Annotated in this window: 15 protein-coding genes and 1 pseudogene; 8 read left to right on the top strand and 8 right to left on the bottom strand. The window is 46.6% G+C overall.

Annotated features, from left to right (window positions below):
• Positions 1 to 14 precede the first annotated feature (14 nt).
• From BZ167_RS13820 to BZ167_RS13805, 4 genes and pseudogenes are all read right to left on the bottom strand, one after another.
• Positions 15 to 282, bottom strand: a pseudogene (locus tag BZ167_RS13820) (YusU family protein).
• 2 nt (positions 283 to 284) lie between these two features.
• Positions 285 to 1,109, bottom strand: a complete 825-nt coding sequence (locus BZ167_RS13815; RefSeq protein WP_025285239.1) for an ABC transporter ATP-binding protein — start codon at positions 1,107 to 1,109, stop codon at positions 285 to 287.
• A 155-nt stretch (positions 1,110 to 1,264) separates the two neighbouring features.
• A complete protein-coding gene (locus tag BZ167_RS13810; RefSeq protein ID WP_077392114.1) occupies positions 1,265 to 1,702 on the bottom strand; it encodes a YusW family protein in 438 nt (145 codons plus the stop codon).
• A gap of 118 nt (positions 1,703 to 1,820) precedes the next feature.
• Entirely contained in the window at positions 1,821 to 3,602 is a 1,782-nt protein-coding gene (locus BZ167_RS13805; RefSeq protein ID WP_077392113.1) for a M3 family oligoendopeptidase, read from the bottom strand.
• Between the two features lie 132 nt (positions 3,603 to 3,734).
• Between BZ167_RS13805 and BZ167_RS13800 the strand changes: the two genes are divergently transcribed.
• Together BZ167_RS13800 and BZ167_RS13795 are read left to right on the top strand one after the other, a co-directional pair.
• Positions 3,735 to 4,577: an oxidoreductase gene (locus BZ167_RS13800; RefSeq protein ID WP_061860853.1), complete on the top strand. Its 843-nt coding sequence runs from the start codon at positions 3,735 to 3,737 to the stop codon at positions 4,575 to 4,577.
• A gap of 89 nt (positions 4,578 to 4,666) precedes the next feature.
• A complete protein-coding gene (locus BZ167_RS13795) occupies positions 4,667 to 5,131 on the top strand; it encodes a Dps family protein (RefSeq protein ID WP_061860854.1) in 465 nt (154 codons plus the stop codon).
• Positions 5,132 to 5,177: 46 nt separating this feature from the next.
• Here the strand turns inward: BZ167_RS13795 and BZ167_RS13790 are convergent, their stop codons facing one another.
• A complete protein-coding gene (locus BZ167_RS13790) occupies positions 5,178 to 6,539 on the bottom strand; it encodes a S1C family serine protease (protein ID WP_061860855.1) in 1,362 nt (453 codons plus the stop codon).
• A gap of 276 nt (positions 6,540 to 6,815) precedes the next feature.
• Between BZ167_RS13790 and BZ167_RS13780 the strand changes: the two genes are divergently transcribed.
• Together BZ167_RS13780 and BZ167_RS13775 are read left to right on the top strand one after the other, a co-directional pair.
• A complete protein-coding gene (locus tag BZ167_RS13780) occupies positions 6,816 to 7,493 on the top strand; it encodes a two-component system response regulator CssR (protein ID WP_007410069.1) in 678 nt (225 codons plus the stop codon).
• Positions 7,490 to 8,845 carry a two-component system sensor histidine kinase CssS gene (locus BZ167_RS13775; protein WP_061860856.1) on the top strand — a complete coding sequence of 452 codons (1,356 nt, stop codon included), beginning with the start codon at positions 7,490 to 7,492 and terminating at the stop codon, positions 8,843 to 8,845. The genes BZ167_RS13780 and BZ167_RS13775 overlap by 4 nt, the downstream gene beginning before the upstream one ends.
• Positions 8,846 to 8,871: 26 nt before the next feature.
• Here BZ167_RS13775 and spxO read toward each other — a convergent pair whose 3' ends face one another.
• A complete protein-coding gene (gene spxO / locus BZ167_RS20150; RefSeq protein ID WP_003151811.1) occupies positions 8,872 to 9,036 on the bottom strand; it encodes an anti-adapter protein SpxO in 165 nt (54 codons plus the stop codon).
• Positions 9,037 to 9,214: 178 nt separating this feature from the next.
• Here spxO and BZ167_RS13770 point away from each other — a divergent pair, with 178 nt between their 5' ends.
• Positions 9,215 to 10,090 (top strand): TetR/AcrR family transcriptional regulator, encoded by an 876-nt coding sequence (locus BZ167_RS13770; protein ID WP_007410065.1) that lies wholly within the window; start codon positions 9,215 to 9,217, stop codon positions 10,088 to 10,090.
• 36 nt (positions 10,091 to 10,126) lie between these two features.
• On the opposite strand, the gene fumC is transcribed toward BZ167_RS13770, so the two are convergent.
• Positions 10,127 to 11,515 (bottom strand): class II fumarate hydratase, encoded by a 1,389-nt coding sequence (fumC, locus tag BZ167_RS13765; protein WP_060674111.1) that lies wholly within the window; start codon positions 11,513 to 11,515, stop codon positions 10,127 to 10,129.
• A gap of 67 nt (positions 11,516 to 11,582) precedes the next feature.
• Positions 11,583 to 11,768: a YvzF family protein gene (locus tag BZ167_RS13760; protein ID WP_003151806.1), complete on the bottom strand. Its 186-nt coding sequence runs from the start codon at positions 11,766 to 11,768 to the stop codon at positions 11,583 to 11,585.
• A gap of 116 nt (positions 11,769 to 11,884) precedes the next feature.
• Between BZ167_RS13760 and BZ167_RS13755 the strand changes: the two genes are divergently transcribed.
• Genes BZ167_RS13755 through BZ167_RS13745 form a run of 3 tightly spaced genes read left to right on the top strand, consistent with a single transcriptional unit; the run spans position 11,885 to position 15,514 of the window.
• Positions 11,885 to 13,327: a spore germination receptor protein GerAA gene (locus BZ167_RS13755; RefSeq protein WP_020954311.1), complete on the top strand. Its 1,443-nt coding sequence runs from the start codon at positions 11,885 to 11,887 to the stop codon at positions 13,325 to 13,327.
• Positions 13,302 to 14,402, top strand: a complete 1,101-nt coding sequence (locus tag BZ167_RS13750; protein WP_007410062.1) for a spore germination protein — start codon at positions 13,302 to 13,304, stop codon at positions 14,400 to 14,402. The genes BZ167_RS13755 and BZ167_RS13750 overlap by 26 nt, the downstream gene beginning before the upstream one ends.
• Positions 14,399 to 15,514 carry a Ger(x)C family spore germination protein gene (locus tag BZ167_RS13745; RefSeq protein ID WP_077392112.1) on the top strand — a complete coding sequence of 372 codons (1,116 nt, stop codon included), beginning with the start codon at positions 14,399 to 14,401 and terminating at the stop codon, positions 15,512 to 15,514. Before BZ167_RS13750 ends, BZ167_RS13745 begins: the two co-directional genes overlap by 4 nt.
• Positions 15,515 to 15,519 lie beyond the last annotated feature (5 nt).

Genomic DNA, 15,519 nt, shown 5'->3' with positions numbered 1-15,519 from the left:
TGCCGAAAGCTTTTTTATTGTTTTTTTCTGTGTGCTTCATTGAGCTGTTTAATATGCTGTATCGCAGCTTTTATGCCCTCTTTGGCGTCCGGGTAGGATTGATTCCAATGTTTCACGAGCGGAGGCATGCTTTTTGCGATATGTGTATACAAAATCCACTGCCTGACTTCTTCCTTTACATCCGGGTTTGTTTCGCCAAGCAATAGTTCCGTGTATTTCTCAAGCAGGCCGTCCAGCTGCTGCTGCAGTTTCTCTTCCATACCGTTCCCTTCCCTTTTTCATGATTATGACAATCGGGCGGTGAGGGCCGCTTCCTGCACGATACATCTGCCGCGTCCGTGCGGAATGCAAAGCGGCGTGCCGAACAGCGGGTCTTGCGTTACCTGGCAGTTCATCGCAAAGACCTGCTGTACAAGCTCGCAAGTGATGACTTCTTCGGGACGGCCCTCTGCGTAAATCTGTTTATCCTTAATGGCGATCAGATAATGGGCATAACGGCATGCCAGATTCAGGTCGTGCAGCACCATGACGATTGTGCGTTTTTCTTTTTCATTTAATTCAAACAGCAAATCAAGAATTTCAATTTGATGCGTCATGTCGAGATAGGTTGTCGGCTCGTCAAGCAGAATGATATCCGTATCCTGAGCGAGTGTCATCGCAATCCATGCGCGCTGGCGCTGTCCGCCTGACAAGGAATCCACCGGACGGTCGGCCATTTCCTCAAGCTTCGTCGCTTTAAGCGCTTTTGCCACTGCGTCTTCGTCCTCTTTGGACCATTGCTTCAGCCAGCTTTGATAAGGGTATCTTCCCTGCTTCACAAGCTGATGCACCGTCAGGCCTTCGGGAGCTGACGGACTCTGCGGCAAAATAGCGAGCTCTCTTGCCACTTCCTTCGTCGGAAGCTTAGCGATGGCTTTTCCTTCTAAAAGCACAGAACCGCCCCTCGGTTTCATCAGCCGGGCCAATGAACGTAAAAGTGTCGATTTTCCGCAGCCGTTGCTTCCGATCAATACAGTGATTTCGCCTTTTGGAATCGCAACATCCAATTCGTCAATGATAACAGTTTCTCCGTACCCTAAGCTCAGCGTCTCTGTAGAAATTGCACTCATACCGCTAACCGCTCCTTTTTTGAGTTTCCCAACACTATGTATATAAACAAATTGCCTAAACATTCAACGTGAGATCATGATTATATTGTAACAGAAATTAATGACTCTGAATATCATTATCAATTAGTTTTGGGCAAAAAAGCAGCGGGCGGCAGTTATTTTTTTATTTCCGTCATTTCTCCGTCGTTCTTTTTCAGTTTCAAATAAAAATGGTCATAGCGGCTGTCCAAATTAAAAGCCGAGAGCACCTGCCGGACGATCTCGCTTTCCTGCATCCGGCTGTTTACAGCAAGTTCTCCAAGGATCATCTTCATTTCATCAAGCGCTTCCTCGCCCTCTCTGTGAACCCCTGAGAGCTTGTCCCGGATGTCAGCCTTTTCATGACCGCCTTTACTTTCATACAAACCTTCATAGCGGTTATGCTCTCCGGCTCCGTAGCTGACGCGTAGTGCAAAGCTGCTGTAAGGAACCGGCTTCGCGGATGATACGGGTGTGCTATCTTGTTCCGCTTCCCGTTTTTCTTCATTCAATCGGCAGCCGGCAATCAGCATCAGCGTAAGACATAAAACGCCCGCCGTTCTGATCCATTTCATGCGATTCACTCCCATTCCATTCCGATCGTTTTTAGGTATTTCCAAGGGAGGCGGCTGTCATTCATTAAACAAAAAAGAACCGGAGCGATAACACTCCGGCCGGTTCATCTCAAGATTATCATTCAGTCAGCTCTAAAAATTCCTGCACATCCTGTACGGCAAGGCGGACCGCGTCTTCCCAAAACGACCGTTCCGTCAGATCTGCTCCAAGGTGCTTCATCGCCAAATCCTCAACAGTCATCGAAGCCGTGTCACACAAAAGCGCGATATATTTTTCTTCAAAATCCGCTTTTTCCCGAAGAGCTCTTGCATATATTCCAAGCGAAAATAAATAACCGAACGTATACGGAAAGTTGTAAAACGGCACTCCCGTAATATGAAAATGCAGTTTTGACGCCCAGAAATGAGGGTGGTATTCCCCTAATGAATCGCAAAATGCTTCTTTCTGCGCCGCTTCCATCAGTTCATTCAGTTTCTCAGCCGGAACGACGCCCTGCTTGCGCTCTTCATAAAAACGCGTTTCAAATAAAAATCTCGCATGAATATTCATAAACATGGCTACGCTTCTTTGAATTTTATCTTCAAGCAAGAACACCTTTTCATCCTTTGTCTCCGCTTGTTTCAAAGCGGCGTCGGCGACGATCATTTCCGCAAAGGTCGAGGCTGTTTCAGCCACATTCATAGCGTAGGCTCTGTTCAGCTGCCGCACTTGAAGCATGGCCTCCTGATGGAACGCGTGACCGAGCTCATGCGCCAGCGTCGATACATTCGAAGCGCTTCCGGAAAACGTCATAAAAATCCGGGATTCTCCGCTGTCGGGAAAGCTGGTGCAGAAACCGCCGACCCGTTTGCCGCTGCGGTCTTCCGCTTCTATCCACCGATCACGGAATGCTTTTTCCGTAAATGCGGACAGCTTTTTGCCAAACGTCGAAAATTGGCTGACGATCAGATTGGCCGCTTCATCAAATGTGTATTCTTTCGGAGCCTCGCCGATCGGCGCGCCCACATCATACCAGTTCAGCCGCTCAAGCCCTAAAAGAGATGCCTTTCGATTCAGGTATTCGGCAAAAGGCTTTTTATGATCGGTAATGACCTGCCACATGACATCCAGCGTTTCTTTTTTCATCCGGTTGATCGCAAGCGGCTCTTCCAAAGCGCTTTTCCAGCCCCGCGCTTTATAGATTTCCGTACGGAAGCCGGCCAGATGGTTCAGCGTGCTGCCGAAAAGCTCCTCTTCTCCTTTCCACGCTTCATTAAGCTCTTTGAACACTTGATGTCTGATGCGGCGATCCGGGTGCGCCATCATATTTTCCGCTTGGCCGACCGACAGCTCTTTATCCTCAAACGGAATCTTCATTCTGCCGACAGCCGCATTATACAGGTCGCCCCATGCGTGATAGCCGTCAACGGCCAGGCCTTCAATCAGCCTTTCTTCTGAAGCGCTGAGCTTCTCTTTGACCCGGTCTCTTCTTTCATTTAAAACATATGTGAGATCCTGAAGTTCCGGTTTTTGCAGCAGCTCCTCCCAGACCGGCTCGTCAATCCGGGCAAGTGTATCGTCAAAGGTGACCAGAGCGGATTTAAAATCACTGCTCAGCTGATTGATCCGCGCCCTCCATTCATTCGCTTTCTGATCATGAGTGTTCTGAGCCTGAAGACATCCGACGAACGCTCCCGCCTGCCTGATCATGATCGCTGACCGTTCAAACCTATCAATCAGATTGATCAGCTCCCGGCTTTCATCCGCATGCGTCGGAGCTGTAAACGCTTCAACCGCATGTTGAAAAGCGCTTAGATGATTTTTGAGCTCTTGTATGTATTGCTGAAACTCTTCCGACCGGCTCCCGCCCTCAAAAATGGAGTTTAAATCCCATGTTTCCTTCAATCCCTCTAATGCCATCTTTTCTTTACCCCTTTCTATCCGAAGCTGACTCCATTATAAAACAATTCTGACATATTTCCGAACGATTTCTCCTTCTTTCCGCGAGATGTTATACACTATGAGAAAAGAACAAACGGGGAGGATTATAAGATGAACAGAAAAATTGCCATTGTAACCGGCGCGACGAGCGGATTCGGGCTGCTGACAGCGCTGAAGCTCGCCCGGTCTTATCACGTCATCGCAACAGCCAGACAGCCGGAGAAAGCTGAAATACTGAAAGAGGCCGCCGCTCAAGCGGGTGCATCCGAACATGTTACGGTCGTTTCTTTAGATGTGACAAATGAACAGTCGGTGTCTGACTTCGGGAACACCATCAGCGGTTTCGGACCGATTGACCTGCTCGTCAATAACGCCGGCACTGCGTACGGGGGGTTTATTGACGATGTGCTGATGGAACATTACAGGCAGCAGTATGAAACAAATGTATTCGGTCTGATTCACGTCACAAAAACCGTGCTGCCTTATATGCGAAAACATGGCGGGGCGAAAATCTTCAATATCAGCAGTATCAGCGGACTGACCGGTTTCCCGGCTCTATCTCCGTATGTCTCTTCCAAATTCGCGGTTGAAGGGTTTACAGAGAGCCTGCGCCTCGAACTGCTGCCTTTAGGAATTGATGCCGCTTTAATAGAACCGGGCTCCTACAAAACATCTATATGGGAAACGTCTCTCTCCAATCATCTTACGGCACCCGGCAAAGATTCGCCTTATTACCGCTATTATCAGCAAATCGAAGCTTACTTCAAAGCCAACGCATCCAAAAGCGGCGATCCTGATGACGTAGCGGAGCTGATTTATCAATTGGCACAAAGGAAACGGCTGAAGAAACTGCGGTATCCGATCGGCAGGGGCGTTAAGCTGACATTGGCTTTCCGCTCACTCTTTCCGTGGTCCGCCTGGGAATCGATTATAAAGAAAAAGCTGTTCACTTAAACCTAAATTATAATTATTATAATTTAGTATTGATTTTTATTTAATACGTGATATAATTAAATTATCAGATCACAGGGAGGACGATGAATATGAATACACAAAATGCGAAAAAAACTGAAACTCTTGTTGAGAAATCAATGAACACACAATTATCAAACTGGTTTATCCTTTACTCTAAACTGCACCGCTTCCATTGGTATGTAAAAGGCCCTCATTTCTTTACGCTTCATGAAAAATTTGAAGAGCTGTATAACGAAGCGGCGGAAACGGCGGATGCCATCGCAGAGCGACTTCTGGCCATCGGAGGACAGCCTGCGGCGACTTTACACAATTACCTTGAACAAGCTTCCATTACGGATGAAGGCCAGGAAAAAACGGCTTCTGAAATGGTAGAATCACTGGTTCAAGACTATAAACAAATCAGCCGCGAATCAAAATTTGTCATCGGCATCGCCGAGGAACAAAATGACCCGTCAACTGCCGACCTGTTTGTCGGATTAGTTGAAGAAGCGGACAAGCATGTGTGGATGCTGTCAGCCTACTTGGGAGAATAACGAAAAAAGCTGAACCTCAGTTGCAGGTTCAGCTTTTTTTATGCGTTCAGCTTGCGCTTTCAGTTTGTTTTGATAATGTGACGTTCAGCGTCTTTTTGCTTCCGCTTCTGAGAACTTGAATAGTCGTTTTATCGCCGATTTTCAGCTGATTATATAAGATCTGTCTAATATCGGCGCTGCTGCCGACATCTTTGCCGTTCAATTGTACAATGACGTCATTTGATTTGATGCCCGCTTTCGCAGCCGGTGAGCCGGACTGCACTTCTTTTACGTAAACACCCTTAGACAGCTGGTCGCCGAACAGTCCGAGCGTGTTTTCCTGATAAGTTTCCGGCACTTGCGCCATGTCAATCATCTGCACACCTAAAAATGGGCGCTCGACTTTTCCTTTTGCAAGCAGCTGGTCGACTATCGGTTCTACATCATTGCTCGGAATGGCAAAGCCGAGTGATTCCACGCCGTTTTCACTGACTTTCATGCTGTTGATCCCGATAACCTGGCCGCTTGAGTTGATTAACGGGCCGCCGCTGTTTCCGGGGTTAATCGCCGCATCCGTCTGAATCACGTTCATTTCCACTGGGCCTTGGGATGTATCGGCGTCTACCGTTCTGTTCAGCCCGCTGATGACACCTTGTGTGACGGTGCCGGAAAACTGCTGGCCGAGCGGGTTGCCGATTGCAATCACTTTATCGGCAATGCGGAGCTTGGAGGAATCCCCGAAGCTGGCCGCTTTTTTGACATTGGACGAGCTGATTTCCAATACAGCCAAGTCACTGATGGCATCCTTTCCGACAAGCTTTGCCGTTTCGGTTTTCCCATTGTAAAGAGTGACCGACAGTTTGTTCGCACCTTCTACGACATGGTTGTTTGTAATGATGTACGCTTTTTCGCCGTCTTTTTTGAAGATGACGCCTGACCCCGTGCCGCTTTCCGTTTCAGAGCTTGAACCGCCGTCAAGTCCGAACTGGCTGCTTTGCGAAGCTTGGTAGTTGGACACTCCCACAATCGCAGGCTCCAAATCTTCTACCATATCCGCTACGCTTGAGGTATTTTTCAAAGGCGTTGACGTAAAATTCGAAGACTGAACTTGTTTCGTATCAGAAACGGCTTCTGTCTTATGCTGCTCACCCGGCAGGTTTGGCACAATGCCAAGCATGAGGCCGCCGCCGATAATGCCGCCTAAAATCGGGCTCAGCCAAGCGGCTCTCCGTTTTTTTTCTTTTTTCACGGCAGCCGTTTTTTCAAATTCCGTACCGGCCGCCGTCTCGTTTTCCGCTTCTTTCGAGACGGGCCCTTCGAGCAGCTCGGGCTCCTGATGGCTGATCTGCTGCTGTTCATTTCTGTTTTGTTCCGTATGTGAAAGATCTGACTGATCGCGGCTTCTGCCGTCATCTCGATGATCATTCATATTCACGCACACTCCTTCAGCATGTTTTCATTCTATCGATTACATATTCATCGCATGTACAAGTTCTATTGTCCCAATAATAAGGAGAAAAGCAAAGCTCCAAAACAAAATGTGTTTGAACATGTTATCTTCCCCGCTTTTTTTCTTCCTTTCTTCCCTTATACACATCATAAACAAACATTGTGGGATAAAAATGAAAAGAATATGTGAAATTATGAAAATGCGGCTTGAGTGTGTTAAAACTAGTATAATGACGTTGAAAGGATGTGAAATGCCTTGTCATACACCATTTATCTAGTTGAAGATGAGGATAACCTGAATGAACTGCTCACAAAATATTTAGAGAATGAAGGCTGGAACATTACATCTTTCACAAAAGGCGAAGATGCCAGAAAGCAGATGCAGCCGTCTCCCCACTTGTGGATTCTTGACATCATGCTGCCGGATACGGACGGCTATACACTGATAAAAGAAATAAAAGAAAAAGATCCCGATGTGCCGGTTATTTTCATTTCCGCGCGGGATGCCGATATTGACAGAGTCCTCGGGTTGGAGCTCGGAAGCAATGATTATATCGCCAAGCCCTTTTTGCCGAGAGAACTTATTATACGGGTCCAGAAGCTGCTGGAGCTCGTGTATAAAGAACAGCCCGCCGCAAAGAAAACCGGCATCACCGTTTCTTCCTACAATGTGATCGAAGATGCCCGAGAGGTTTATGATGAAACCGGCAGCCTGGTCAATTTGACGTCTAAGGAATTTGATCTGCTGCTTTTATTTCTTCACCATAAAGGACACCCCTTTTCCAGGGAAGATATCCTGCTGAAAATATGGGGCCATGATTATTTCGGCACTGACCGGGTGGTCGATGATCTTGTGCGGAGGCTGAGAAAAAAAATGCCCGGGTTAAAGGTTGAGACCATTTACGGATTCGGCTACAGGATGATGACGTCATGAAAAATAAGCCGCTTGCTTTTCAAATATGGGTGGTCATCTCAGGCATCCTCTTAGCCATTTCGATTCTGCTTCTCGTGCTGTTCTCAAATACGCTGCGTAATTTTTTCACGGATGAAACGTATACGACCATTGAAAATGAACAGCATGTACTGACGGAGTACCGGCTGCCCGGATCGATCGAGCGGGGATATTACAGCGAGGATGCGACCGCGCCGACGACTTTCCGATCCGTTCAGCACGTTCTTCTGCCGCAACGGGAGGAATCGGCCAGTGACAAAGACTTGAACTACTTTTCTTCTTCCTTTATCCATAAGGTGTACAAGCTCGCGGGCCGCCAGCACAGCGTCACGAAACGATACAGCGCGGATATCAGCGGTGAAAAAGTATTTTTCGTCATTAAAAAAGGCCTCACCATTAACGGCCAGGATGCGATGATGCTGTCTTACGCCCTTGATTCTTATCGTGATGATCTCGCATTCACCCTGTTCAAGCAGCTGCTCTTTATCATTGCCGGCGTGATTTTGTTAAGCTGGATTCCGGCGATTTGGCTTGCCAAATATCTCTCGCGCCCGCTCGTTTCCTTAGAAAAGCATGTCAAACGGATTTCAAAACAGGATTGGGATGATCCGGTCATCGTCGACAGAAAAGACGAAATCGGAAAATTAGGCCATACCATTGAAGACATGCGGAGCAAGCTGGTGCAAAAGGATGAAACGGAAAGAACGCTCCTGCAAAATATCTCTCATGATTTAAAAACGCCTGTCATGGTGATAAGGGGCTATACTCAATCAATAAAGGACGGGATTTTTCCTAAGGGGGATCTGGAAACCACAATTGATGTCATTGAAGGCGAAGCAGAAAAACTTGAGAAGAAAATTAAGGATTTATTATATTTAACGAAGCTTGATTATTTAATGAAGCAGCGGGTGCACCATGAGACATTTGACATTGTGAAGGTCACGGAAGAAGTCATTGAACGGCTCAAATGGGCCCGGAAGGAATTATCGTGGACCGTTGAAACAGAAGATGCATTAATGATGCCCGGTGATCCGGAACAATGGAGCAAACTTCTTGAAAACATTCTCGAAAATCAAATCCGCTATGCAGAAACGGCGATTCACATTCGGATCAGCCAAAATCAGCAGCAGATTGTCATGACGGTTAAAAATGACGGGCCTCCGATTGAGGATGAGATGCTATCCAGCTTGTACGAGCCTTTTAATAAAGGGAAGAAAGGCGAGTTCGGCATAGGACTCAGCATCGTAAAACGGATTTTAACCTTGCATAAAGCATCAATTTCAATTGAAAATGACCAATCGGGTGTAATCTACCGAATTATCATACCAAAGTAGACTGTAGTGTTTCATTGCAGTCTTTTTTATGTGAAGGAATAGCCGTTAAAATCTCTGTAGTTTGCTTTCAGCGGTTTTTGGCATTGATGAACCCATTTCTTTTCACAAATTGTCTTTTTCGGATATTTCACCTTTTCGACTTTAATTCCTCTGTTTCGCAAGCGGCTGATCATTTCATCTAATTCTTTCATTTTCAGATTCACCCTTTCGCCAGAACTTTGACCATTCGGTCAGCTCACTTTATAATATAAATAAAACAAAACAAAAAAACAAGTTACAATCAGGTTAAATTTACGGAATATCAATATGACCATATAGTCATACATGAGAAGCACAAGCCAGCCTCCTGGCTCCGAAAGGGTGGAACCATTGAAGGAAAAAGAAAAGCTGATCATTGAAGCAGCAATCAAACTGTTTGCCCGAAAAGGGTACAAATCTACATCGGTTCAGGAAATCGCCGATGAATGCAAAATCTCAAAAGGCGCTTTTTATCTATACTTTCCTTCCAAAGAAGCACTGCTTCTATCCATGCTGAATTACTACTATGATAAAACGTTTACCCGAATCACGACGATCCAAACGGAGGGTGACAGTCCGAGAGCCGCTTACCAAAAACAGCTTGCGGTGTTTTACGAATCGATTCTCGCCCATCAGGATTTTATTACCGTGCAGATGAAAGACGGTTCACTTCCTTATACCGAAGAAGCGGCGCAGTGCGGAAAGAGAATCCGCCGGTCGATCCTGCAGTTTCATATCGACAGTCTTCTTGCGATTTACGGAGAAAAAGCTGAACCATACACAGCCGAGCTTTGTTTTTTAATAGAAGGAATCAGTCAGATGTATCTTGAATATCTCATTCTGACCGGCCGGTCCGTACAGCCTTCGCTTTTGGCAAATACCGTGATTCACAGAATTGATGACATCGTAAACGGAATGGCGGACAGACATGATGAAGCGTTTATTTCTCTTGATGAGGCAAGCTCACTGTTTGGCCCCCTTCATAACGGGCAGCCCGATCCTTTAAGCCAATCGATCTTGCAGACCCTCCGCACGCGCATCGGCACGATGGACAAGACGCAAGCATCTGAATTCACCGAGAGCTTGGATATTCTGGAAGCGGAAATGAAGAAAAAGTCGCCGAAACCGGCAATCATCAAAGGAATGATTTTGAATTTGAAGGAATCCGACCTGCTGGCTGAAGATGCAGAACAGCTCAGATTTTTACTGAAACAGCAGTTTATTTAGAAGAACGGCCGCAATGACTGCAGCCGTTCTTTCTTTTTATGCTTTCGGGTGCACCATATCTTCCGGACGCACCATTTCATTAAATTGTTCTTCTGTCAGAAGGTTCAGCTGTAATGCCGCTTCTTTCAGCGTCAGGCCTTCTTTGTGGGCAAGCTTGGCGATTTTCGCGGCGTTTTCATAACCGATGTGCGGGTTAAGCGCCGTAACAAGCATTAATGAGTTAGAGAGATTTTCCTGAATCGTCTCTTGGTTCGGCTCAATACCGACAGCGCATTTGTCATGGAAGGAATTCATTCCGTCACTGAGCAGCTGCACGGTCTGCAGGAAGTTATAAATAATAACCGGTTTGAAGACATTCAGCTCGAAGTTTCCTTGGCTGGCCGCAACTCCGATTGTCGCGTCATTTCCCATCACTTGCGCGGCGATCATTGTCAGCGCCTCACTTTGCGTCGGGTTGACTTTGCCCGGCATGATAGAGCTTCCCGGCTCATTTTCAGGAATGACGATTTCGCCGATTCCGCAGCGCGGGCCGCTTGCCAGCCATCTGACATCGTTGGCAATCTTCATCAGGTCGGCAGCCAATGCTTTTAACGCGCCGTGAACGTGAGTGATTTCATCATGGCTTGTGAGCGCGTGGAATTTGTTAGGCGAACTCTTGAATGTCTGCCCCGTTACTTTTGTGATTTCTTCCGCGACGAATTTACCGAACTGCGGATGGGCGTTGATTCCCGTGCCGACTGCCGTGCCTCCGATGGCAAGCGCGCGGATTTTTTCCGTTGACTCAAGAATCATTTCTTTCGAACGGTCAAGCATGTATACCCAGCCGCTGATTTCCTGTCCGAGCGTCAGCGGAGTGGCGTCCTGCAAATGCGTGCGTCCGATTTTCACAATATCCTGATAAGCTTTCGCTTTTTCATCAAGCGTCGCGCGCAGCTGATCAAGCGCCGGAACGAGCTGCTCATATACGGCAAGAACCGCCGCAACGTGCATCGCCGTCGGGAATGTATCGTTTGAGCTTTGGCTGCGGTTAACGTCATCATTCGGATGAATCTTCAGCTCGGAATTTTTTTCTTTCAATAAAGCAGTCGCGCGGTTGGCCACCACTTCATTCATGTTCATGTTGCTTTGCGTGCCGCTTCCCGTCTGCCAGACAACGAGCGGAAAGTTATCGTCGTATTTGCCGTTTAAAACATCGTCACATACAGCGGCAATCGCCTGTGCTTTTTCAGACTCTAAGTTGCCGAGGCGTTCGTTGGCGATCGCTGTGCTTCTTTTCAATATTGCAAACGCCTTCACAACACGCTGAGGCATTTTTTCTGAACCGATTTTGAAGTTCTCTTTGCTGCGCTGTGTCTGAGCGCCCCAAAATTTATCTGCCGGAACTTTAACTTCTCCCATGGTGTCTTTTTCAATTCTGTAATCCATTTATGTATCCCTCCATAACAGTTGCTTCACCCTGAGTATTATTCGCCAGTAACAGATGAAACCCTTTTTATTTTTCGGCCTTGGCCGTTTTTAATTTCAGCTCAAGATAGACGCGCGAATCCTTAGAGTATTTATACTTCGGATTTGTTTTACGGTATTCTTTCGACGTGTAAGCCACTTCGTAATGCGCTTCAAATGATTTGATGAGCTGTTCAATTTCTTCGGCATTTCCTGCCAGTCTGACTTGTGCCACATCTCTCCTCCGCTTTCATAAAAAAACTTGTACCATTAAATACTTTATCATAGTATATCATTTTTTTAACAGGAAAAGATAACCTCAATTAAGGATTGGAAGGCGGGTGACTGTCGATGGCGCAATCGGAATTCAAGGAATACATACACGTTAATCTGGCACTGGTGCTTCCCCACGTAGAGCAGAATGATGACCTGGTTCAAAATAAAAAGATGCTTCCGAACGGGCTTGTTTTTTATTATATGTATCTGAGTGAAATGAACGACGAAGACAAAATAAAAGAGGCGATTGAAACGCTGCTTCGGGAGGAAGACACTCTGACGCTGGATACGGTTACGAAACGTCTTGATAAGATCGACGCCCGTCCCGTCTTTACGTCGAAGGAAGCCGTCATCTCCATTCTGCGGGGAAAATGCGCCGTGTTTATTAACGGACTTGACAGCGTATACATTTTGTCCACGGGAAAAAGAGAAAAAAGAAGCGTGAATGAACCCACATCCGAAAAGGTCGTAAGAGGTCCGAAAATCGCCTTCATAGAAGATTCTGATACAAACGTCGCCATGATCAGGCAGCGCACGAACCATCCGAAGCTGAAAACGAAAAAGGTTCCGATCGGAGAAAATAAGTTAAAATACGCCACGGTCATGTACATAGATGATAAGGCGGACCCATCTGTCGTCAGCGATGTTGTAAAGCGCCTCAGCGAAGTGAAGATGGACGACATCCAGGATTCCGGGACGCTTGAGGAGCTTATTGAGGATAATAAGTATTCGCCGTTTCCGCAAATACAAAATACGGAACGGCCTGATAAAGTCTCTTCCGCCTTGTTCAACGGCCGCGTCGCCATCCTTGTCGACAACTCGCCGTTTGCGCTGGTGGTTCCGGCTTCTTTAGGAATTTTAATGCAGTCTCCCGATGATTATTATGAACGGTGGATTTCCGCCTCGCTCATCCGGGTGCTGCGGTTTACGTCTATTTTTATTACGCTGTTTTTTTCGTCCATTTATATCGCCCTCGTTTCGTTTCACCAAGGGCTGCTGCCGACGTCGCTTGCAGTCACCATCGCGGCGAACAGAGAAAACGTTCCCTTCCCGCCTATTATTGAAGCGATGGTAATGGAAATTACGATAGAGCTGCTGAGAGAAGCGGGCTTGAGGCTTCCCAGCCCGCTCGGCCAGACGATCGGATTGGTGGGCGGAGTCGTCATCGGCCAGGCGGCCGTTGAAGCGAATATTGTCAGCTCCATCATGGTCATCGTGGTCAGCATTGTCGCGCTCGCTTCATTTACGGTGCCGCAGTACGGGATGGGTCTGTCATTCCGTGTGCTCCGTTTCATTTCGATGTTTACCGCCGCAGCTTTCGGGCTGTACGGCATGATTTTATTTATGCTGGCGATCTACACTCATTTATCGAGACAGCGAAGCTTCGGTTCTCCGTATTTCTCGCCGAATGGATTTTTCAGCTTAAAAAACGCAAACGACTCTATTCTCCGTCTCCCTATTAAAAATCAACCAAAAGAGGCGAAAAACGTAAATGAGCCAGAAAACAACTCTCAATAAGCTTACAAGCTATCAAGGGACAGCATTGATTTCCAACACGATGCTCGGGGCGGGACTCCTTACCATGCCGCGGTCGCTGTCATCAAGGGCGAATTCGCCGGACGGCTGGATTGCATTATGTCTGGAAGGCGTCATCTTTATCTTTTTGATTTATCTCAATACGCTCATTATGAAAAAGCATCAGTACGGATCATTGTTTGATTATATGAACGAAGGCCTCGGCAAATGGGCGGGAAATATCGTCAATCTTATGATCTGTCTCTATTTTATAGGAGTCGCCAGCTTCGAAGCCCGGGCGATGGCGGAAATGGTCAAGTTCTTTTTATTGGAGAGAACGCCTGTGCCGGTTACGCTGTTTATCTTTATCGCCTGTTCCGTTTATTTAATTATCGGCGGCATGAGCGATCTCGGCAGGCTCTTTCCTTTCTATTTAACGATTACGATCATTATTTTGCTGGTGGTGTTTTCTTTCAGCTTTAAAATATTTGATCTGGACAACCTGCGGCCGGTGCTCGGACAGGGGTTTTCTCCCGTTATGGCTTCCTTGACCGTCGTTTCTGTTTCATTCTTAGGAATTGAGATTATGCTGTTTCTCCCTGAGCACATCAAAAATAAAAAGCACACGTTCCGTATGTCGGCCATGGGCTTTGGCATCCCGATTATTTTATACATCATTACCTACGTGCTCGTCGTCGGCGCCTTAACCACCCAGGATGTCAAAACAATGATCTGGCCTACGATTGCGCTTTTTCAATCATTTGAAATCAAAGGGCTTTTTATCGAAAGATTCGAGTCTTTTTTGCTTGCCGTCTGGATTATCCAATTTTTCGCCACCTATGTATCGTACGGATATTTCGCGACATCGGGTCTTAATAAAATTTTCGGGCTGAAGCACAAAAAGGGCATCATTTTCGTAGGCATTGCGACATTCTTCGGATCATTGATGCCCAAAGACGCTAACAAGCTGATGCTGTTCAGTGATATTCTAGGCTATATCTTCTTGGTTTTCTTTTTGCTGCCTTTACTGATGTTTGCAGTCGTCGCTGTGAAAAGGAAGGTGAAAAAAGCGCAATGAAGAAATATATCGTAATCATTCTTTGCACATTGCTTTTGGCCGGATGCTGGGACAGCCGCAATATAGAAGATTTGAGTCTCGTTATCGGCGTCGGGCTCGATAAACCCGAGGAAGAAAACGTGGAAGTGACGCAGCAGATTCTGGTTCCGCAAAAAGCAAGTTCCCAGCAGTCGTCGTCAGGGAGCGACACGACAAAGGTGACTTCCACTTCCGGAGAAACCGTCCATCAAGCCTTACGAACGGCATCATTAAAAAATCACCCCGCTTTCTCCCAGCACTTGCGTATCATGCTGTTTTCCGAGGCGCTGTTAAAGGACGACATCCCGCTTGACGCATTGATGAACCAATTTATCAGGGACAACGGTACGAGAAGAAGCTGCAATGTGATGACGGTGCCGGATAAAACGAAAGATATTTTCAAAATCAGTGACCAGGGAGAGCCTGCGTCAAATACGATCTATGACTTAACGGAGAATAATACGGTCACCATCCGGATGATGGAGCCCGTGACATTGGGGGAAATATCCGAGAGAATCGCCAAGGGCGAGACCTTTGCCCTTCCTCAAGTTCGCAAAGTGGGCAGCAGACTGGAAATCTGGGGCGCTACCATTATTAAAAATAAATTCTGGTATGCGAATCTAACTCCTTTACAAGTCCAGAATATGAACCTGTTCACAGGCACGGTAAAGGGAGGCGTTACGTTTGCAAAGCATGACAATTATTATTTGTCTTTCGAGGTATTTTCCAGCAAATATGATGTAAAAACACAATATAAAAACGGAAAATTCAAGTTTATCGTTACCCGGTTTGTTGAAGGCCGTCTATCTGAGGATTGGAACCCGAAAGAAGATTCCTTCAAGGAGTCCTATATAAATGAAATCAAAAACGCGGTAAAACGCAGCATTCATTCAGATGTCATGGCATTCATTGATTACATGCAGCATGAGTTGAAAGTGGATATTACCGGGTTAGGCGATCAAGTCCGGATTCATTATCCCGATAAATGGAAAAAGATATCCTCTGACTGGGATCATCACTTCAGTGAATCGGATATTGAATACAAAGTCAAAGTCGCCATCAGGGATTTCGGAACAAAGGGAATGTCCCAATGACCCCG

The sequence above is a fragment of the Bacillus sp. 275 genome, from assembly GCF_001999205.1.
Classification (GTDB): domain Bacteria; phylum Bacillota; class Bacilli; order Bacillales; family Bacillaceae; genus Bacillus; species Bacillus velezensis.
This window is presented reverse-complemented; position numbering and strand designations above follow the sequence as displayed.